This window comes from Sporosarcina aquimarina (genome assembly GCF_023715615.1).
Classification (GTDB): domain Bacteria; phylum Bacillota; class Bacilli; order Bacillales_A; family Planococcaceae; genus Sporosarcina; species Sporosarcina aquimarina_A.
The window spans coordinates 47,687-68,076 of the sequence record NZ_JAMBOM010000006.1 but is presented as its reverse complement, the minus strand read 5'-3'; the positions used below and the strand labels follow the sequence as shown (position 1 = coordinate 68,076).

Genomic DNA, 20,390 nt, shown 5'->3' with positions numbered 1-20,390 from the left:
CTAATTGTGTTGAATTATTACTACGGGGTGTCGATAGAAAACATGTGAAAGGAACGATTGAAATCGAGTCACACAAGCAACTTTAACTCCTTTAACAAACGTGAACGACATTTGCACCAGTGAGTCGCGTTAACTCCTCAGGTGTCAGTTCAAATACAGCTTTCGGATGACCGGCGGCTGCCCAAATCGTATCATACTGCAAAAGGTCTTCGTCGATCAGTGTACGAATGGGTTCGGCATGTCCCATAGGCGGAACGCCACCGATGACGTAGCCTGTGTGTGTACGAACAAATTTTGCATCCGCCTTACCTGGCGCATCTCCTGCAAGCTGCTCAATTTTCTGCTCGTCAATCCGATTGACACCACTTGCAATCACCAATAACGGATCTCCAGACTGTTGTAATTTAAAAATGATTGATTTTGCAATCTGTGCGATTTCACATCCAATCGCATCAGCCGCTTCTTGTGCTGTCCGGGCACTGTCCGGTAGCTCTTTCACTTCTCGAACGCTTCCCATTTCCTTCAGCTTTTCCTGAAATGCCTCGGCTTGTTTACTTACATCCGCCATCTCATTTCCCCCTCTATCGGTTTAGTTCCCAGTAGTACAAGCTTACAATAAAAACTGAAAACAGTCGACAGAATAGACAGATAAAACTGTTAACTCTATCTGTTAGAAACAGCTTCGGGTTTGTGCGTTCATGCACACTACAGCGATGAAAAACAAAAGCTTATTCAGGGCTTCCTCAAAATCTTTTCCATTGCTTTGCCTTTTGCTAATTCGTCGATAAGCTTATCCAAATAACGGATTTCTTGCATCAGCGGTTCTTCAATTTCCTCCACTCGAATGCCGCAGACCACACCTTTAATCAGTGTACGTGCAGTATTCATCTGTGGCGCTTCCGAAAAGAATGTCTCAAAATCGGTCTTTTTTTCTATTTGGGCTTCCAGCTCTTTCTGTTGATAGCCTGTTAGCCAGCGAATAATCTCATCGACTTCTTCTTTCGTACGTCCTTTTCTTTCCGCCTTCGTAACATAATGGGGATAGACACTTGCGAAACTCGTCGTATAAATTCTATGCTTAGTCATTCTGCACCTTCCTGTCTTGTCAGTTAGTTGTTAAAACGAGCGAATAAATGCCAGTTTCATCTTTCACTCTAATTCTTCCACTAAACGGAATCCCTTGGTCTTCAAATGGTTCATGTGGTGCTCAAAGGTTTCTATGGTTCTTGAGGAGTCCTGCAATTCAAAGAGCACCCCAGACAACTCTTCCCTTCTGATACGAACGGACACAATACACCCTTTCACCGGCGGTTCGTCCGCCTGGCTCCGGTCATAGACATGAATAAGCACCTGCTCAGCTGGCAATATTGCCAACACGTTGCGTCCTGCGCCAAGGATGCAACTGCAAACGTAATCCTGATAGAGGGAATAGTAGTTGGTTTTTCCCATCTTCTTTCGGGATAGATTGCCTTTCGCCGTAAGCGACAGCACTTCTGCAGGCACGACTTCCTCATCGCCAAGCTCCACATACACCGCCAACTCACTGTTTCGGAATTGGGCATGGACCGTATTCCCGAACTGTTCGATGGTATCGAACGCGTGATGTGCGAGTAGCGCTTCCAGCCATGCGGATTCATCCCCTGCGAGCACCAGTGACGCCTGTTCGGACATCGCCCGTTTTTCAGACAGCACTATCCGATCCTGCTCAGCCGCCTTGTTCAGTTCCTCACTCAGTGCCCGCCGCTTCGCTTCCTCTCTACGACACAAACGATCAAACCAAGTCGGTTGGAACTTCTCCAACTTACGACGCGCCACCTCAGCATTTGATCCATATTCTGCGAGCTCGTCCAAGTATTCTTGGAAGATTGATTCCCAATCCACAGGCTGCACCGTCTCAACATGAATGGAGAGTAACATATCGATATAACTAGTGTACGCCTCGACTTCTTTAGCCTTCGCAGAAAAAGCGGGTTTAGTCACTGGCGCAGTTCGTGTAGCCGAACGCCGAGGACGCTTGGAAGTTAATTGTTCTGAGTACGAGATTCCCGTCCCTGGAATCCCGACATTTGCACGAACCACCCGTTTTCCAACCGTTACGGACGCGCCACGCCGACCAAGAGATGTACTGACTCCACTTTTGTTAATGTTCAACCGAACCCCAGGAGCAATTTTAATACGCTTTTGAAATCGGAATCCCATGGATTGGCCCCTTTCTATATTACTTAAGTATGGCTCCGTGCAACACTGGCTTTCAGATTTAATGAGTTAGCCTATTATAGCAATAATGAAACAGACAAGAAACACAAATAGACCTGTCTATCCGTCATATTGGACACAACAAAAGACCGCTCCTTATACAAGGTGCGATCCCAGTTATCTATCCTTATCATGAAAGGTTTCATCAATTACGTTCCGATCATAATCTAGAATCCAATCGTTATAGGTCTCATACAAAAATCGTAAATCATGTTTATCCGCAGCTAAAATATCACAGCCCCGATCGTCGTATAGATGATAGATTAGGTTCCCAGTAACATTGATGAAATACACTTCAACACCACTCGAGGGATTATTTTTCAATATCGTCGACGGATGCGCAAAGTCTTCATAACAAATTGCCTGCAACAGCTGCTGATAACGAATGTCCCCCTTTTTGCAGAGCAGTGAAAATCGATGAATGACACGTTGATTCTCTTCCTCTTCAAGGGGATCCGGGATTACTTCATGCCGCAACCCAGTTAACACATCACGCTGTTTGACATACTTCAAGTAGACATTTAACGGTTTCTTTCGAAGATAGGAGTTTGACAAAGACGTATGGACATCTGTGATCAGCATCATCTCATCCGTGCCACGAAACACTTCGTCAAACAATGTAATGGATCGATGAAATGCTTGTTTCAGCTGTATTTCTACCGGATCATTCAGGGAAATCGTGGGGTTCGTGATTTCGTAACGGATTGCAGGGTACGATGAATAGAACAATGCAGGTGCCAATGTAAGTCCTTTGAAATGGTGGTCCATGTAGGATTGTAAGGATGTCATGAAATTCTTGCTCCTTTCCTTGGACAGGTCTTGGATGGAGATAGTTGAGTTTGGTACTGGCATCCCCCTCTTGAGGTCCCCATGTGAGAACATCAATTCTTTGGCTGCTTTCATTGGCCTGGATTTGCGCAGCAGTAGTATTTTTATCAGATTGCTAGATATGTTACCGCTGAATTGACAGTGGGTTACGGACGTCACATATATGGGGCTTTCGATGTTCATGTGAATCCCGAAACGTTTCCCGACACATCTTTTCAGACCTTGGTATTGAGAAGTGCACACGATATCGTATGTCAGAAAAGGGAACACTTTTGTCCCTGATTTTGATTCGCTACCTGCGCATCATACACCTCAGAAGCAATTCATGATTACATCCAACTTTTGCAATCCATATGTACTCTAATTATTGGATACATTTTTATTTTCTACCATTCCAAGCATTTTCATCGCATGTTTTTTTAAATTCGTTTTTCCTATAGACATTCACTCATCAAATCTAGTATCTCTTGCTTTTCATTCAATGTAAATTCAACACCAATTTTAGTACCCTCGACTGCCTTTATCATAATTTCTTCTTTCAACTTGAGTTTTTCATAGATTTTTTGATCAATAGTATTTCTTCTATCGTCTTGGCCTTGCAAAAGATAGTAATAGTAGTTTGTCTCGTCAGTATCCTTCAACCCTAGGCGATGGATACGATCACGTGATTGCAACATATGTGTAAGATTGAAAGAGTACTCAAGGTAAATTGCATCATGACAAGCTTTGTGAAGTGAAACAGATTCTGCAAGTGTATGCGGGTTCGTAACCAGTACATCATACTTGCCATTTTGGAAATCTGTGATTATTTCTTCACGATCAGATGCTGGAACCTTGCCATATATCAAAGCAACTCGGTGCCCCTTATCCACAAGACTTTTAACTACTCTGTGCATAGTATCAACAAAGATACACCAGATTAATACCGTTTTACCTTCCTGTACCATACTATCCGTTTTTGAAATAGCACTCTCAAACTTGGAGGAAATAGTTAGATTATCAATTAAAGACAGCTCATCGGGTGTATAGCTCGGAATATCTTTCATCAAATCATTATATTCAAATGTTAGAGAATACCTCTTAGATTCATCATCACTTTCATCTTCAATGAAATATGACTTTTCAATGTTCTTTTTCAGCAATGAGGGATTGGATGATAATTGTATTAGTCTAGCATATAAAACAAAAGGATTATGACTGTACTTTCTCCAAAGCAAATCGATAACTGATTGTTCTGAATCCGTCGCTATAGAGAAATGCAATTTATCAGCATTGACTTTCGGCACTTTCAACTCCTCTTTATTTACACGCCAGTAGAACGGAAATAATTTGACATTAAAATCATCCACAGATTTTGTATTGATATTGGTAAGTTCGCTTTCGGAAAAACCAAAGTAAGACTTATACTCGTTGTTAAACATAATATGTAGGAAGTTCCATGTGTCTTGATATCCATTAGGAATTGGAGTACCTGTAAGCACATATCGATACTTTGCCTGTTGCGATAATCCGATAGCAATTGGTGCCCTCATTGAATGGATTCCTTTTATCTTATGAACTTCATCAAAAATCAACATCGTACGTGGTGTTACAATCTTTTTCAACTCATCCTCATACTTTTTCAACGACTCGTAGTTGAAGAGCAGTAAATTATAATTGTATATATTTTTCGTTAACATCTCCGGACGGAAGTTATCTGCATGAATATCCAAGACTCGAAGTTTTCTTTTATTTCCAAAAACAAAGGAAAATTCATCTTTCCATGCTTTAAATGAATTTTTAGGTCCAATGACAACAAGCCTATCAACCTCATCTACGGATTGAGAAGAAAGATAAGCGAAAGCTCCATATGTCATCGCAGTTTTCCCCGCTCCAGGAACAGAAAAGTTTCCTACACGCCGCATTACAGCCATATAAAAACTAACCCATACTTGAATTGTTCTTAGGTTAAGTGAAACTTCACGAGAGAGAACTTCATAGAACTGGTTGAAAGCACCTTGCATCGAAGGATCTTGATTCTTTATCATTAATCCCCTTTTAGAAATATCTTCAATCATAAAACGCTCTGCCTCAATAAAGTTAGTTACTGATTCAGAAACCAGTATCTTCACATCATTTTTGTCACCATACTTTTCAAGTAATCGGATAATCTCCAAGACATCGATATATGTTAATCCATCACGGAAGTTCCAAAGTGCTTCATCAGTCAGGTACTTGGACTTCAATTGCTTAATTTGCCTTTTAGACTCATCAATCCTTGTGCTTTTCAGATTATCTTGAATTAAAAATTGTTTGTTTTCATAGTAGAGAATTAATGCGTCCTCATTCATCAGATAAGTATCCATAATTATCTTTCCTTTGCTATATCCCATTATCGAGGACTTTATGATTTCATTAAACTCTTTAATAAAAATCATCCCATCCTCATTTTTTCCAGACCACAAATTACCAAATTTCTTATCTTCCAAATCGATTGTTTTCAATTCTTCTGTTCCTGTCCAACTCTTAATCACGGTTATCGCCTCGTAATTCTTTGTAAAAGCTGCTTTGGTCTCATTCAAAGAACCCGAAAAATAAACTTTATTGCCTTCTTTGTCAGAAACGATACCATACTTTGAATGAAAAAAACCTTCTTTAGTAAAACCAACTTTGATATCAACTACATTAATTTCAATCAAATAAGCTAGGTTCGAGAAATCTCTTCTTTGTATATTGGATAAGGAATCATAATCACTTAAACTTTTAGTTGCTGTTACTTTAGTTTTTTCTCTATTGAAGTATCCTTCTTTTATCATCATATAATCATTTTCAGAGATTTCTTGTGATATCAGCAACTTATACCTTCCGCCATTATGAACCAACTTCTCTATCCCCTTGGAAAATAGGGATAGAGCAGCAGAGCTGAAGTAACCAGAAACCCGTTTATAATCTACAGACTCAGATAGTACCGGTACATAAAAAGCATTTGCTATATCATCTCTTTCAGTTGAGTAGACCGGTTTCAGTGCAAGTTCATTCAGCATTCACTAGCTCCTTTAAGCCTTCCAATTCTTTATTGATTTTCGTCAAATAAGATGTGAACTCCATTTTCAGTTCCTCATCAAAACGTTCAACCGCCTCCTTGTCAACTTTCTCAACACGTTCGAGCGATTTCTTCAAAATTTCAATAGGTTGGTTTTTTGCAGTGGATAATTTATTAGCGTCCACATACTGTTCTGTAAGGTTGTTGAACTTATCAAGTACATCAACATTTATATTTATCATCCCTGTTTTCGATACTTCATCTACCACCGATTCATCTGTTAAATTATCATTGATATCATCAAGAAAATCCTCAGTTTCTTCAATAATTCTGTCACGCATTTCCTTTTGTTCCATTACAGGCTTCAGCGCACGAATTTTACGTGTTATATCCCCATCAAGAGAAATTATATTAGCGAATAAAAATTCTCTAGTATCTATTACATCTTCTTTATCAATTTTTTTCGATTTCAAAATTTTGAAGACTTCTCTTAGAGGTCCATCAACGCGTTGTGATCTAGCTATATGAAATTTTTCTGGTTGATTGATATACTTCAGATATTCAACAAGAAGCTTTGCAATTCCCATCTCTTCCTTAATTGTTGACTGGCTAATAAGAGTCTCTGATGCATACTCTTCTACGGAGAACGGGTGGCCTTCTTGTATCAAATCACGATATATCCCTACCAGTCGTTCGATTGGGTTATAATCCACTTTACTTTCTCTGGCGTGCTGAAGATTTAACTCCAAACGCTTGATATCTTTATCGTTGTATTGACTACGTGGTAAGATGACTGCCCGGAGGTACCCAAATTCCACTTTCCCCGTTTCTCTATATATTTGACGTAAAGCTGTGAACCGACGGTTTCCGTCTATAATGATTCCATCTGACATAACCACCGCTATTTCAGTCTGTCCGATAGCATGGATGTTGTTTTTTGTCTTCTTTAAAGCATCTGGATCACTGTTTACGATGAATTTCTCCAATATAGCATTGACTTCTTCCAACTCACCTGGAAACTCGCCAGTTTCATCCATATATTGAGTGATGAAAGTTGCTATGCGATCGTTCTTCACGTTGTATTTCAAGCTTTCTAATGGGACACGATATGCTTGAAACTCAGATGTCACTCCTTTTAACCTTAAAGTTGTCGTGCTTGTTTCTTCATAACTTTCTATATAATCCAATAAATTCATTATGCATACACCTCATTTAAATATGTCTCTTTATCAAAGTAAAGTTTGTTAAGTTCTTCAGAATAAAATGATCCATATCGTCGCAAACACGCCTTTATATTATCTAAATCAAATACGATATGGAATTCTTCATACAAGTCATCTGCAAAGTCGTAGATGTCCATTCCTTTTTCAAAGGTAGAAAGTTTATCACTATAAAACAATTCAAGTGTAACTGGAGACGATTTACCTTTCGAAAATAGCAATGGAGACTTTCGTGTGACAGGATTAAAATTGTCGGAGGTCGTAATCAAGCGCTCGTAAAAAATAGATTCGAATCCCATGTCCAAGAGCGGATGAGTGAACCCTGATTGTTCAAGACTGTAAAGTGAAAAGTACGTTACATCTGGCAAAAAGTTATAGACTTCATTCACGAAATCTTCTAATACCGTTACCATTACCCCACGGTTTTCCAGAAACTCTATTGGAGCATATAACCCTGTCCCTATAGCAACAAGCTTCCGCTCCGCTTCCATTCTAAATAAATAACTCCCCATTTCTCTACTTCGTCCAACACTATCTTCACCTCTCTTAAAAAGAGCGTCCGGTGTTACAAAACTAGAAAATGCACTTGTAACGTTTTTAAATTCTTTTTTAAAAATAACATTGCCAGTCATATAATAACCTAGCTTATCAAGTAGCGGAGTAGATAAATTCTCGCCCACTTCCTGTAAGATGACAGTAGCATCATGTTTCATGTAAATAACTTTGGTAAATAACGTTTTTAATTCCTCAATTTGTGCATCTTTCAAATCAATCAATTGAGGAATTACCAATCCCTCATTAACATGGCTTCTGAAATTGGATGAAATATAAGCAGCCATAGTATGTCTCTTATGGCCAAATTCTACAAATAGATACCCAAGACAATCATCAATCGTCTTGCCCGAAAATTTCATTACCTCATCCATGATGAAATCTTTCTTTTGGATGTTTCCAACTGTAAATTCCGGTGATCGGGTTAATGAAATCTCCGCACTTAGTAGGCTCATATTTCTCTTGTAGAGATTATGAAGTTCATATTCATCTCTGATACCGAGTTGATTCATTAGGTGTTTATTATCTTGGAAGATTTTAAGCATTGAATAGCAACCGGTTTCCAGTAAACTCATTATTTCGCTCAGAAGACTCCAATCGTCATCTGACACGTTGTAATCATAATACCTGAATTTATGTCCTCGAGTGCTAATTACATACTCGCTTCTCGATATGTTCCCCTCTATAGCTCTAGGACTACTTATTTCCAAAAGATAGCCAGAATACTTACCGGCTTCAGATTTATATACTTCAAAAAAGGTGTTCGGATTAAAAACCTGGTCCTTGTTATTGAATAATATTTCTTCGACAAGATCTACTTTGTTCATCCTTTTTATCTCTCCAAAGCGTGTCACGAAAAATCTTTGGTTCATCAAAAATTCAAACTTCAGTTTACTTGGAATATCATTGGATTCTAATACATAGTAACTTGGATCTTTAGTACCTTTTTTTAAGATTAAGTCCAGCAATTCGAATAGTTGTGGCATTTCATTAAATAGTAGTGTGAACTCAGTTTTATTGAACGTGTATGTTTCGAACAAATCTCTGTATTTTTCCACCTCGGCAATCCTGCCTAATTTCCCCAATACTTTCGCTTGGCGTTGTCTGACACGCTCTCTAGTGATTCCAAAAAGATTCCCTGTCTCTTCAAGTGTCAAACCATCTAACCTATGCTTCAGCAATTCAACATCCTTAAACTCTGTAACTAGAAGTTCTCTTAAGGGAACTTCTGGTACCACCCTTTCAATCGAGTCAAAACTACTCTTGTAATATATATTTGTCGGAAAATAGTACCTGCCTTCATAGTAATTCAGATATCCTTCTTCACTCAATGACTTGATTGTACGATTGATTTCCTGCTCCGTAAAGCTTGTATTGCTAATTTTTCCGCCAATAAACTCTTGCACACGATAATTGTTATCGACATCATCAACTTCTCGAACCGAATAAAAATAAAATAAAATGAGGTCACGCGTTAGTTGTAATTGATTCCTTTCATCTTTTAGCCACTCTTCATAAAAACGAGCTAATCCCCTCAACTTAATCATTTTGTTTGTGAAGTTACGTTTTGTAGAATTATCGATCTCATTTTCACTAATATATCCCAGTTCCTTTATAGTGGATATTCTAAAGTATTCCATGGTAATGTTTAAATCCTGTTTAGAAGCACCAAAATCAATAAGAATATACAGGCTTTCAAGTATGGAAGGAGCAAACCATTCTTCATTCTCTTCCAATGCTTTAATAACTTTTAAAGTACTGGACTTTCGATTAGTAGAATCCAGAATTTTTTGTTTTTTCTCTATAATAATTAAATCGAAGATTGTATTTAGCTGTATTCCAATCGAATTAACGATAGAATTTGAAATCCCAAGCTCTTGTAAAAATGAAAGAGTTTTATGCATAATTTTTGTGCCTTCCTTACCTCTAGTCTATTCAAAAAAGGAATCCTCATTTTATTTTATAATATCATTATTGCTTCATTATAAACAAAAGCAGCATTTTAAAAAATGGTTTCAGTGAAATTATATACAATAATAAACCTGTATTTTGGATGACAGTAGCAACAAATACACGAATAGCAACACAAAAAGCCTTAAATTAAAACTGGATTTGCACCTATTCTCACGAATTATTTAAAGAGCGGAGGAATGTCGGTCGAACAAACCACTATACAGAAAAGTTAGTGGATTAAGTTGATAATACTGATATCAAATACTTGCATATAAGGATTAGAGAGCATTTCTATATTCATCGTTCCGCATGTTACTTGAAAAGTTCCATGGAGCCTGTCTCTTAATTACAATCTTTAATTCTCAATTAGAACGACGTTATAACAAATTCCTCTGAAATTCCCACAGGCAGTCATGCTGAATTTAGAGATTCATTGAACGGGAAATTTTTTACCAATTTGAACACACTTACTGCACTTTGATAAATAGGTAAAAAAGTCAATAATTTATCCTTATTAATATAGGAATCAGATGATTCAGTTTCTAGTGGTTATGGTTGTGGTTCTGTAACAGAATTGACAACGTTGAGTGAATTCCAGACAAACGTCTGGATATCTTTTCTTTAAATTCATCCAACTTGCCCAGACGAGCTATCGCCAGATGGAGCATGGGACGTGGGGACCATGCTTATCTCGATTATTGCTGCATTCGTTCCAGCCTATCCTCCTCCGATAATCGTCACGTTTCTGCTGTCAACGCTCGGTAGGCTGGATATCAGGATTCCCTTTCTTCTCCAGGTACCTGATGTCGATTTGAGTTTCCGTCCGTCCAATGTTTGTCCAGCCGTGCACCAATCGATTCAGACCTTATTCCATAATTTGATTGAGTTATGAGTTACACATGTACCTTATTTTGATTCATAAACATTTCTAAATCGTTTCTGAGTTGAGTAGAGCACGGACATCCAACAGTTATCTTCCTAGTCTGCTCAATTCATTCCATCATCGAACTCTTCGGATATTAATTCTCCGATATACTCCCTATCAATCCAAAAACACTGTTTAGCAATCATTCTCCCATCTGGTAGTGGCACTTTATCTGAACCATCACGGCCCTTAGGTCTAATATGACAAAGGTGATTAGATTTGGCTTTAGGCAGGTTGTTCTTTACGACAGTTCTTGTCTTTTGCTGAGTAGGAGTCAATTCAATTCCATAATTAATTAAGTTCTGTACATCATGGAAAAACACTTTGAGTCTACCTTCTATTTCAGATAACGGCATATTCCATAATTTGATTCCTTTGAAATATAGCTCCCTTAATTCATTTTCTTTTTCATTCTCTTTATATTCAAAGACAACAAACAATAGCTTTGTTTCAAGAAAATACTCGTTCAGCCAACTATTTTCCCACTCATCATTCGCCCATTCTCGAAAATCTACATTCTTAAAAGACATATTCTCCTTAGGAATTCCGTTCGGTTCTAATCTCACAGTTTTCAATTGAATGTTAGCTTTTGCAAATTCATCGATATTATCCAATTTTGTTCCTCGGATGCCAAGAAGACTGCTTACGAACATCTGGAGAAAGTTTTTTGAATTCGAATTCGGTTTAATTCCAACCAATTCTGAAACTTCATCCAAAGATTTACCTTTAAATGGCTCAAACTTTTTATTAAGAATGTCTAACAAGCTCATATTTCTAAGATCGTCAGATGTGGCAATAGGTGTCAAGTCTTCTTTCGAAATAATTTTACGTATTAAGGTAGTCATATAGCTTTGTTTCAATGAATATGCACGTTGCATCGCTTGTACTGGACTATTCGGTTGAATTCTAAGAGAATTGCTAGTGGCCCCTTTGGTACTAGCTGCAAGGTAATTCGTATCTGCTTCCGATAGTTCATGTGCCAATCCTTCTCTGATTTTCTCGTTAATTAATTCCCAATCGTGCTTGATAATTTCAAGATCTTCAGTAGCATATTCGTGCAAGTACGATTTGATAATCCGGTAGTCTGAACGTTTCACCTGAGGCAACCATTCATAAAACATTATTAACAATTCCTTATTTTTTTTCCAAAAGCTAGAGTCCTCAAAAGTCTTATTAGCCTCTTCCATATAATTGATGATATTCAATACTAATCGTTCTTTTGCGGATAGTGTACCGTTTTTATTAGTCTTCACAGGAGTAACTTTGAGCTCAATCCCTAAATTTGCAAAGTCCGCTTCACTAGTGGAATTAACCTTATATTCAAAGAAACTCTCTTCCACAATTTGCCCCAATTGACCTTTTGAACGTTCGTTGCTAATCCTACCACTTTTGTCGATTTCTCCAAATGTGAGACCATCTGCTTGGCTAGCTTTATGCATAAGTTCCACTCTACTATTGTAAATCATCTGCAACATCCCCCAAAATTCTTTACCAGAATTCTACCATACACACAAAAAAACCGATACATTGGTATCGGCTAAATCGAAAAATTCATCTGTATTCCACTAGATTGCTCAATTGCTGTTTTCTCTATTTCTTCAATTCTCTTGCCCATAATTTCAATCAAACTTACAACTAAAGCGTTTCCCATACAGAAATACCTCATGCGATCTGTCATCCCTGCAGTCCAATTATCAGGGAATCCATTCAGTCGTTCACATTCAATTGGAGAAAGCAATCTTTTTCTCCCATTCACTTCAACAATGTGTGTACTCCTATTAATTGAACCTTCACTCGTTAGCATTGTGCGACCGGGTTTGTCCAGCTCATCAAAAGGAGACATTCCTCCTTCTGAGAATTGATATTTATGACCATCAACTGATGTACGTTCAATTTTCTTTGGTCCACGTAAATACTTGAACTTCGCTTCCGCTTCGGGAGTTAGATAAAATTTTTCGTCAATCAACTCTTCATCTAAAAGGATTTCAGACAGAGTGGTTGTTTTTTTAAATTTAGGCACAAGATGTGCAGTATACAGTCGGCCGTCCCTCATAACCCCTGATGTATGGAAATTAAATGAAAAGCTATCTGATATTTCAACGATATCTTTAGGAAGCTCCCCCTCTTCAATCCGATTTTTATACGGCTCTTTCTCAACCGGGAACGGTTTTGCGAAAAATCCTTCTTTAAAAAGGATACAGGATTCATCCAGTTCTCTCTGTATCTTATCAAAGGATAAGTCATTCTTATACGCGAATATGAACACCCGTCTTCGTCTTTGAGCAAAACCATATTCTGCAGCATTTATGACACGCCATTCTACGGTATAATTCAAGTCACGAAATGTAGCTAGCATAACTGCGAAATCACGGCCCCGTTGTTTTGAAGGCGATTTAAGCAATCTATCAACATTCTCCAATAAAACATATTTAGGATTACCATTTTCAAGAGCCCTTTTAATTTCCCAAAATAGGACTCCTTTTTTACCTTGGATTCCTTTTCCTCCTGACAAAGATCTCGCCACTGAATAGTCTTGACATGGAAACCCACCAACAACCATATCCGGCGCAAGTTCCTGGAACGTCCCATCAGGAACGGAGGCAATGTCATCATTGCTATGAATTCCTGTACCAAAATTACGGGTATAGCACTCAAAAGCATCTTGGGCCTTACGAGAAGGTTCCCATTGATTGCCCCAGACCACTTCGAAAAGGTCGGCATTGGCTTGTTCCAATCCCCGACGAAACCCGCCGACTCCAGCGAATAGCTCAATTACTGATAGTTTGTTGCTGTCTGACATTTCCGAACACCCTTTCGGTCTATTTATTCTATTATACACTTTCAATAAAAAAATCCAAGGGGAAAAGATTGCTTATAATAGCAAAATCATTCCTTCTTGGACATTGTTATAAACTTAATTGTCTCTTCAACTTCTTTATTTAGGTCGCCTCTGATTTAATTTTCCCAGCCAGATTTCACACTCCTTCTTTTCAAAAAGGTATAGATATCCTTGTCTCACTCCACATTCATTTCACAATTCTCGTTCTAGTATTCTTGATTACTCTTAGGTGGTTTGAAATGTTTAGGGCGATTATGCAATAAACAGGAATTCCTTCGAAACTTTTATTTCATTTTTTATTGTATGATTCGTTGTGCCCTTTAGAGATTAATTATGTCGGCGTTAACGTAGACTCTATCTCTATAGCGCACTAGCGAATAATCTTTGGGTTTTAACTAAGTCCTAATTTTACTCATGGGCTTTCTAAGTTGATTTTTGACATAATATTAGGCATGGCAATCACCCTTTTTGTTAGGTTTTCCCGTTTAACAGTCAATCAAACTTTAAAGTAAAGCTTTTAGATAGTTCAATTCCTAAGCAAATTTTCTTAATGATATAATTTGGGCACCAAACAACTTTGATGCGATTCATTTTTGTATCGGAGTTGTTTGACAACATGTATCCTTCTCTATCCGTGATGTCATGCTTCAATAGTTATTTGTTGTTTCCCTGTGCTCCACTCAATTTGAAAACAATAACGGCTTGTTTCTGTGTTGTGTAATAAAACATTCCACACAGGACTTAATATACGAAGCGAACAGGAAGTCATTAGGGCTTACGACTGCTATGTTCTTGTTTAACTGCTATTTTGATGTCCTAACTTTGTTTGACCTACCACCTCACGGCTCCTTCTCAAGAATATATCGGGATATCTAACTTTCCAATACACAGCAATATGAAATATATATATATATTGAATCATTCTGATAATTGTGTATAATTGAATTTATTATTCTAGTTGAGATGGAATTTGTTACAGATATTCGTCGAGTCAATTATTTCAAAAAAGAATCATTCGAAGGGAGCCGATTACATCTTCTCAGAGAGAGCAATGGTCTGCTTTTTTTATCAATGTCAAAAGGATTTCAAGGGGGGGATTTGAAAATGAAAGTTTTAGAGTCAATCAGTTCATTTGCAGGAAAATATTTTGCTGTATGGGTTATCATCGCTGCACTCATGGCCTTCCTATTTCCCACACCGTTCCTAGGGTTAGGAGCGTACATTTCCATTTTACTCGGGGTTGTCATGTTTGGAATGGGACTAACGTTAAAAGCGGTGGACTTCAAGATTATCGCGACGAAACCGTTGCCGGTCATTGTGGGTGTTGCTGCTCAGTTTGTGATTATGCCGCTTGTTGCGTTCGCAATTGCGTATGTACTTAAGCTCCCACCAGAATTGGCTGCTGGTTTGGTCCTTCTCGGATGTGTTCCAGGTGGGACTTCTTCCAATGTGATGGTGTATTTAGCGAAAGGGAACTTGGCATTGTCTGTTGCGATGACTTCCCTTTCCACACTTCTTGCACCGGTTGTCACGCCGCTTTTGCTGTTGTGGCTTGCGGGACAGTGGATGCCGGTTGACCCGATGTCGATGTTTAAGTCAATCGTCCAAGTCATCATTGTTCCGATTGTATTAGGTCTGTTAATTCGAAAGTTTTTCCCGAAAGCTGTGGAGAAGAGTGTCTCTGTCGTTCCGCTTATTTCGGTTTTGGCGATCCTAATCATCGTGGCTGCTGTTACATCTGCCAATGCAGGCAATGTCATTTCTTCCGGCTTTGTCGTGTTTGCAGCCGTTTTCCTTCATAACGGCTTTGGATTATTGCTTGGCTATTTGACTGCTTTGATGCTCGGATTAAATGAGTCTGATCGACGAGCTATCTCTATTGAAGTTGGTATGCAGAATTCGGGTCTTGGCGTTGCACTGGCAACTGCACACTTTGGTCCGCTCGCTGCTCTTCCAAGCGTCTGGGGGGCAATCTGGCATAATATTTCTGGCCCGATTCTCGCTACCATTTGGTCGAAAAAGCCTGCAGTTGTCGAGAATTCAGATGATGATCCCGGCGCTATTCCGGTTCAAACGAGTCAGGTTCAATAGCGTGAAACCTCACGTGCAAACTATATCTGTATAACCTAAAGGCGAAGGGACCCTCCCTTCGCCTTTAGGTACGTTTGTGAAAGTGTGCTTTCTTATTTTAATCAAGAACTTCATCAGTCAGATATCCATCCCTTCTTCAAAACGAAGCGGCGGATGCAGCGGACTGGTCGGCTTTCACGCAATCGATTGCGACAACGAGTGCGATGATGAGCTTTTCCAAGTCTTCATTGTAAATCTGCACTTGGTAGCTATCTCCCCATTGGAACCACTTCTTGTCTACGGTGCCCGCCACTTCCCCATCCTTCAGCACGTCAAAGCTCATTTCCCACCAAGTTCCGAGCACTTCGATGCCGGCTGCATCGATCGTATATTTAGGTTTTAGAAAAGAGAACTCCTTCTGGATTGTCACGGTCTCCTGTCCCTGTACCTCTACATAGAACGTCGGCAGGAAGCTGAATGACTTTTTGGTAATCCGTGCCACTTCGTTCGCCTCAAGGTCCTGGATAGTGTAGGTTTTCGGTATTTTCAGGAAGCTGCCCTCTACTTCGTAGACATCGTTACCCTCTAAATCTTTCACGTTGAACTGTCCGTTCATTCTCAACATTTTTTGCTTGATGATGAATTCTTTCATCTCCGTTCCCTCCCTCGTTTTTCTCATCCTGGCAATGCGTTACTATGTTTACGGCTTGAGTGTGAAGAAAGTTTCGTGCCCAATGTTGCCGACTCCTTTGTATCGATTTCCTTCAGTTTCATCCAGTGCAGTTGTCCGCCTGGTTCAGGCTCCTATGAGGAATCTTGCTCGAAACATCAGCAGATTCATACTCATATAGCACACTCGAATTGTCTTAAGAAAAACTTCATAATTCAACTATGCTTTTCTTCAGGGTTGTCCGTTATACTTAACATTATAAGAATAGAATTGTGCGGAATCACTGCAGGATGAAAGGTAGATGCAAGATGAGGAAGTTGTGGACAGTTTTAAAGGGATTTGTCCTTTTCATTGTCGTTCTAGTAATTGCTATGAACGTTACCGGTTGGAACGGACTGGATAGTAATAGTATTGAGTTAGCTGGCACCAACCAAACTGATGAATATGTGAGCCCGTACATCTATATGGTGGATCGGAATACTGGAAAAGCAGTTTATGAGAAGAATGCGGACGAGAAAGCATATCCAGCATCACTTACCAAAATGATGACAACGATCGTCGCGCTTGAGCATATTGACGATCTCTCTGCGAGTGCACCGGTAGATACTGCTACGTATCAGGAAATGGTAGCGCAAAATGCTTCAATGGCGGGGTTCTATGGTAGAGAGAAGGTCACATACCGCGATTTGCTGTATGGCACAATTTTACCTTCCGGCGGTGAAGCTTCTAACTCTTTGGCGATCCATGTGGCAGGGAGTACGAAGCAGTTTGTGAAACTCATGAATGATAAAGCCTCTGAGTTAGGCATGACCCGAACCCATTTTACAAATCCGGAGGGGCTGCATGATGCAAAGCAATATACAACCGCTTCTGATATGGCCAAGCTGCTAGATTACGCACTTGATAACCAAAATTTCAGAGCGATTTTTACTAAAGGGACGTTTCAAACAACATCGACTGCAGATCATCCCCAAGGCATTACTTTATCATCGACCGTCCTTTCTTCCTTAAGTGCAGAAGTACAGGACGGATTCCAGATTCTCGGCGGAAAATCCGGGACTACGTATGAAGCGGGACAATGTTGGGCTACGCTCGGTACTGCTGGAAATGGGGAGTACATTAGCATCGTCATGGGAGCCCCACTGGAAGACATCAGCCATCCCGACCATGCACAGAAAAAAGATACACTCGAACTGTTTGCAAACTTGAGCACAAATCAGTAGTACTAGATGAGTTTATATGTACACCTGTTTACAAAATTGTTTAAAAACCACTTGGAATACGAGTGACCCGAATCGGTTGAAACTATCTACCATGGCAACCTAGATGGACCCTGTTAGTTCTCGTAGCTTAGGTTACCAAACTAGCTATCCACCGATTTCAGGACTCCCTAAAAACTAGAAAACAAAAACTGCCCCAAAAAGTCATTTCTCATGACCTATTGGGGCAGTTTTTAAATCTATTAGTTGTTTTCCTTGTCGCGTACATATTTCATAATTGCTCCGGCACCTGCACGTACGAGCACACCGCCATCACAGTTAATTTCTTGTCCTGTAATATAACGTGACTCTTCAGATGCGAGGAATGATACCAACGCAGCGATGTCTTCAGGTCCGCCTACGTATGGTGTTAAGTTTCCTTCTTCCATGAGTTCCATTAATTCAGTAGAGAACTTTCTACGAGTCGCAGGTGTAACGATCAGACCTGGCAGGACTGTGTTACAGCGAATTCCTTCTTTACCGTGCTGAGTCGCAACAGAGCGAGTGAGTGACATGAGTCCAGCTTTTGAAGCGGAGTATGCTGTACGCTCATAATCGCCTACTTTTCCGTTTGCGGATGCGGTGTTGATGATCGAGCCGCCGCCTACTTTTCTCATTTCAGGGATTGCGTATTTACAGCCCATCATTGGGCCGCGCAAGTTAATGCCCATCACAGCATCCCACATGTCTACGTCCATTTCTGGAATTCCTTTATCGTTCATCGGTCCCCATGCTGCGTTGTTATGCAGGATGTCTAGTCGACCGAATGCTTCTACTGTTTTGTCGATCATTGCTTTTACTTCTTCTTCTTTCGCAACGTCGACTGTAATGGCAATCGCTTTTCCGCCATTTTTGTTAATGTCATCTGCAACTTGCTGTGCACCTTCTGCGTTTACGTCTGCAACGGCAACTGCTGCTCCGTCTTCAGCCAATCTCTGCACGGCACCTAAACCAATTCCTGATGCGCCTCCAGTTACAATCGCTACTTTTCCTTCTAGTTTCTTCATAGCCATTCTTCCTTTCGTTACTACTTGAATTATGCAGAGTTTCGTTCTACTAAATAATTTTAACACTAACTTTAGCACCAAACAATTTGAATGCATTGTAGTTACGGGTAACATGTTATTATTAGAATACTCAGAGTCCCTAAAGACCTGAGTATAGTGATTGTTCGGCAAAACTACAATTATGAGGGGGCAATTATGGGTAGAGTAATTCATTTTGAAATTCATGTGGATGATATGGATCGTGCTAAGAAGTTTTATGGGGATGTATTTGAATGGACGTTTGAAGATTGGAGTGACTACGCCGGTACCCCTTACTTTGGTGTTGTGACTGGAGATGAGGAATCGCCAGGCATCAATGGTGCTCTCATGAAACGTAAAAGTTTACCTCCCGAGCTTAACCAAGCACTAAACGGATATGCGTGTACGATAGGTGTTGGCGATTACGATGTGAGCGAGGAAAAGATCCTTCAGAACGGTGGTAAAGTAGCTTTATCCAAGTATGCTTTACCAGGTATGGCGTGGCAGGGATATTATTTGGATACAGAGGGGAATATCTTTGGGATCCATCAACCTGATAAAAACGCACAATAACCTTTGAATCATTGAAGGCTAGAGGTTTCTGTGTGACATACAGGTCGCAATACTTCTCACTTGTATGTCACTCAGGCTTGTTAAATTCGTATTCAGGAGTTCAGGATGACCCCTGAAAAATTCCCTTGTAAGACTTCTTTTCCATTCTGATTTTCACATAAAAAGGATGCCGTGATTCCTGATCTATTTTTCTCTTGTCTTTCGTATTTTTCAATTTTCACTTCACACCTTATCGTATCCCCAGTAAATACGGGTCTAAAAAATTCAAAATTCATCGTACGAGCCAATACGTTATGATCTCCACCTACTTTTGTTGGTAAAGTTGCGGTTAATAGTCCTTGTATTACACGTCTTCCTTGTTCGTCAGGAGTAACGTGATGAATTCCTTCGTCCCCTGAAATCTCTATAAATAATTCAACATCTCTCTTTGTGAAAGTCCGCTCAAATGTTATGAGGTCTCCTACTTTTAATGACATATTTCTCTTCCTTTCAAAAGATTTTCATAGATTCCTCGAATTACTGCTTCGTAATACGAATCAGGGTGAGGTACTAAATCAGATTTGCTTATCATTTTCTCGTTGAATAACTGCTCGCCATATTCAGAATGCGTAAACCCTAAGCACGGGATATTTTCCAGTTCACTACTCCACACCTTCGAAAAGTCCTGTAAAGCCACTTTGTAAATTCCCGCCACTTCTTCCGGTTGCACGTGGAAATCATTCATCTTGTGCTCTGTGTGATAGACATACACATGCGCCAGCTCATTATCAATCATATCGGAGTTTCTCATGCTGTATGGGATAATACCAAGTGAATGCAAGTCTTCAAACGCGACCGCGATTCCCGTTTCTTCTTGAATCTCTCTCACACCGTCCTCCACACTTTCAGTTGTGAGTAAATGTCCCGCTGCAGTGATGTCGAGTAAGTTCGGATAGTCTTTTTTCATCGGGCTACGTAACTGCAAGTAAAGCATGTCTTGACCATTTTCTCGTGCAACAAACCAACAGTGAAACGTTTCATGCCAGTGACCGAGACGATGTACCTCTTCGCGCGTTGCTGTCCCTATCGGCTTTTGGTGCTCATTGAAGATAGTGAGTATTTCGGTTTCCATGGTTTCGCTCCTTTACTTGTAAAGTCATATGTGGGTTGTACTTAGAATGGGGACAACCTCTTTTCATCCCATTGCTAAATTCATTGA

The 20,390-nt window shown here is 39.7% G+C and carries 16 protein-coding genes; 3 read left to right on the top strand and 13 right to left on the bottom strand.

Annotated features, from left to right (window positions below):
• Positions 1–91: 91 nt before the first annotated feature.
• The 9 genes from M3197_RS13700 to dcm form a co-directional block, all read right to left on the bottom strand.
• Positions 92–568: a YbaK/EbsC family protein gene (locus M3197_RS13700; RefSeq protein WP_251662147.1), complete on the bottom strand. Its 477-nt coding sequence runs from the start codon at positions 566–568 to the stop codon at positions 92–94.
• Positions 569–732: 164 nt separating this feature from the next.
• Positions 733–1,086, bottom strand: a complete 354-nt coding sequence (locus tag M3197_RS13695) for a DUF2200 domain-containing protein (protein ID WP_251662146.1) — start codon at positions 1,084–1,086, stop codon at positions 733–735.
• A gap of 63 nt (positions 1,087–1,149) precedes the next feature.
• Positions 1,150–2,199 (bottom strand): DUF4236 domain-containing protein, encoded by a 1,050-nt coding sequence (locus M3197_RS13690; RefSeq protein WP_251662145.1) that lies wholly within the window; start codon positions 2,197–2,199, stop codon positions 1,150–1,152.
• A gap of 174 nt (positions 2,200–2,373) precedes the next feature.
• Complete coding sequence (locus M3197_RS13685) at positions 2,374–3,045, bottom strand: DUF3885 domain-containing protein (protein ID WP_251662144.1); 672 nt, start codon at positions 3,043–3,045, stop codon at positions 2,374–2,376.
• Positions 3,046–3,518: 473 nt separating this feature from the next.
• Positions 3,519–6,107, bottom strand: a complete 2,589-nt coding sequence (locus M3197_RS13680; protein ID WP_251662143.1) for an SNF2-related protein — start codon at positions 6,105–6,107, stop codon at positions 3,519–3,521.
• Positions 6,097–7,302, bottom strand: coding sequence for a hypothetical protein (locus tag M3197_RS13675; protein WP_251662142.1), 1,206 nt, complete (start codon positions 7,300–7,302; stop codon positions 6,097–6,099). The genes M3197_RS13680 and M3197_RS13675 overlap by 11 nt, the downstream gene beginning before the upstream one ends.
• On the bottom strand, positions 7,302–9,782 hold the full coding sequence (locus M3197_RS13670) for a sigma factor-like helix-turn-helix DNA-binding protein (protein ID WP_251662141.1): 2,481 nt from the start codon (positions 9,780–9,782) through the stop codon (positions 7,302–7,304). Before M3197_RS13670 ends, M3197_RS13675 begins: the two co-directional genes overlap by 1 nt.
• A gap of 1,036 nt (positions 9,783–10,818) precedes the next feature.
• On the bottom strand, positions 10,819–12,222 hold the full coding sequence (locus tag M3197_RS13665; protein WP_251662140.1) for a Sau3AI family type II restriction endonuclease: 1,404 nt from the start codon (positions 12,220–12,222) through the stop codon (positions 10,819–10,821).
• 71 nt (positions 12,223–12,293) lie between these two features.
• Entirely contained in the window at positions 12,294–13,556 is a 1,263-nt protein-coding gene (gene dcm / locus M3197_RS13660; RefSeq protein ID WP_251662139.1) for a DNA (cytosine-5-)-methyltransferase, read from the bottom strand.
• A gap of 1,143 nt (positions 13,557–14,699) precedes the next feature.
• On the opposite strand from dcm, the gene M3197_RS13655 reads away from it, so the two are divergent.
• Positions 14,700–15,686, top strand: a complete 987-nt coding sequence (locus M3197_RS13655) for a bile acid:sodium symporter family protein (protein ID WP_251662138.1) — start codon at positions 14,700–14,702, stop codon at positions 15,684–15,686.
• A gap of 136 nt (positions 15,687–15,822) precedes the next feature.
• Here M3197_RS13655 and M3197_RS13650 read toward each other — a convergent pair whose 3' ends face one another.
• On the bottom strand, positions 15,823–16,317 hold the full coding sequence (locus tag M3197_RS13650) for an LURP-one-related/scramblase family protein (protein ID WP_251662255.1): 495 nt from the start codon (positions 16,315–16,317) through the stop codon (positions 15,823–15,825).
• A gap of 326 nt (positions 16,318–16,643) precedes the next feature.
• Here M3197_RS13650 and M3197_RS13645 point away from each other — a divergent pair, with 326 nt between their 5' ends.
• Positions 16,644–17,558 carry a D-alanyl-D-alanine carboxypeptidase family protein gene (locus M3197_RS13645; RefSeq protein WP_251662137.1) on the top strand — a complete coding sequence of 305 codons (915 nt, stop codon included), beginning with the start codon at positions 16,644–16,646 and terminating at the stop codon, positions 17,556–17,558.
• A 239-nt stretch (positions 17,559–17,797) separates the two neighbouring features.
• Here the strand turns inward: M3197_RS13645 and M3197_RS13640 are convergent, their stop codons facing one another.
• Complete coding sequence (locus M3197_RS13640; protein ID WP_251662136.1) at positions 17,798–18,601, bottom strand: SDR family NAD(P)-dependent oxidoreductase; 804 nt, start codon at positions 18,599–18,601, stop codon at positions 17,798–17,800.
• A gap of 195 nt (positions 18,602–18,796) precedes the next feature.
• On the opposite strand from M3197_RS13640, the gene M3197_RS13635 reads away from it, so the two are divergent.
• Positions 18,797–19,192, top strand: a complete 396-nt coding sequence (locus M3197_RS13635) for a VOC family protein (RefSeq protein WP_251662135.1) — start codon at positions 18,797–18,799, stop codon at positions 19,190–19,192.
• 92 nt (positions 19,193–19,284) lie between these two features.
• Here the strand turns inward: M3197_RS13635 and M3197_RS13630 are convergent, their stop codons facing one another.
• Both M3197_RS13630 and M3197_RS13625 read right to left on the bottom strand, forming a co-directional pair.
• The gene (locus tag M3197_RS13630) at positions 19,285–19,668 is read right to left on the bottom strand and encodes an FAS1-like dehydratase domain-containing protein (protein WP_251662134.1); all 384 of its coding nucleotides are present in this window, start codon (positions 19,666–19,668) and stop codon (positions 19,285–19,287) included.
• On the bottom strand, positions 19,659–20,303 hold the full coding sequence (locus M3197_RS13625; protein WP_251662133.1) for an NUDIX hydrolase: 645 nt from the start codon (positions 20,301–20,303) through the stop codon (positions 19,659–19,661). Before M3197_RS13625 ends, M3197_RS13630 begins: the two co-directional genes overlap by 10 nt.
• Between the last annotated feature and the right edge of the window lie 87 nt (positions 20,304–20,390).

Coding starts and splice junctions, on each gene's coding strand:
- M3197_RS13700 (WP_251662147.1), bottom strand. CDS start 568: ATGGCGGATGTAAGTAAACAAGCCGAGGCATTTCAGGAAAAGCTGAAG.
- M3197_RS13695 (WP_251662146.1), bottom strand. CDS start 1,086: ATGACTAAGCATAGAATTTATACGACGAGTTTCGCAAGTGTCTATCCC.
- M3197_RS13690 (WP_251662145.1), bottom strand. CDS start 2,199: ATGGGATTCCGATTTCAAAAGCGTATTAAAATTGCTCCTGGGGTTCGG.
- M3197_RS13685 (WP_251662144.1), bottom strand. CDS start 3,045: ATGACATCCTTACAATCCTACATGGACCACCATTTCAAAGGACTTACA.
- M3197_RS13680 (WP_251662143.1), bottom strand. CDS start 6,107: ATGCTGAATGAACTTGCACTGAAACCGGTCTACTCAACTGAAAGAGAT.
- M3197_RS13675 (WP_251662142.1), bottom strand. CDS start 7,302: ATGAATTTATTGGATTATATAGAAAGTTATGAAGAAACAAGCACGACA.
- M3197_RS13670 (WP_251662141.1), bottom strand. CDS start 9,782: ATGCATAAAACTCTTTCATTTTTACAAGAGCTTGGGATTTCAAATTCT.
- M3197_RS13665 (WP_251662140.1), bottom strand. CDS start 12,222: ATGATTTACAATAGTAGAGTGGAACTTATGCATAAAGCTAGCCAAGCA.
- dcm (WP_251662139.1), bottom strand. CDS start 13,556: ATGTCAGACAGCAACAAACTATCAGTAATTGAGCTATTCGCTGGAGTC.
- M3197_RS13655 (WP_251662138.1), top strand. CDS start 14,700: ATGAAAGTTTTAGAGTCAATCAGTTCATTTGCAGGAAAATATTTTGCT.
- M3197_RS13650 (WP_251662255.1), bottom strand. CDS start 16,317: ATGAAAGAATTCATCATCAAGCAAAAAATGTTGAGAATGAACGGACAG.
- M3197_RS13645 (WP_251662137.1), top strand. CDS start 16,644: ATGAGGAAGTTGTGGACAGTTTTAAAGGGATTTGTCCTTTTCATTGTC.
- M3197_RS13640 (WP_251662136.1), bottom strand. CDS start 18,601: ATGAAGAAACTAGAAGGAAAAGTAGCGATTGTAACTGGAGGCGCATCA.
- M3197_RS13635 (WP_251662135.1), top strand. CDS start 18,797: ATGGGTAGAGTAATTCATTTTGAAATTCATGTGGATGATATGGATCGT.
- M3197_RS13630 (WP_251662134.1), bottom strand. CDS start 19,668: ATGTCATTAAAAGTAGGAGACCTCATAACATTTGAGCGGACTTTCACA.
- M3197_RS13625 (WP_251662133.1), bottom strand. CDS start 20,303: ATGGAAACCGAAATACTCACTATCTTCAATGAGCACCAAAAGCCGATA.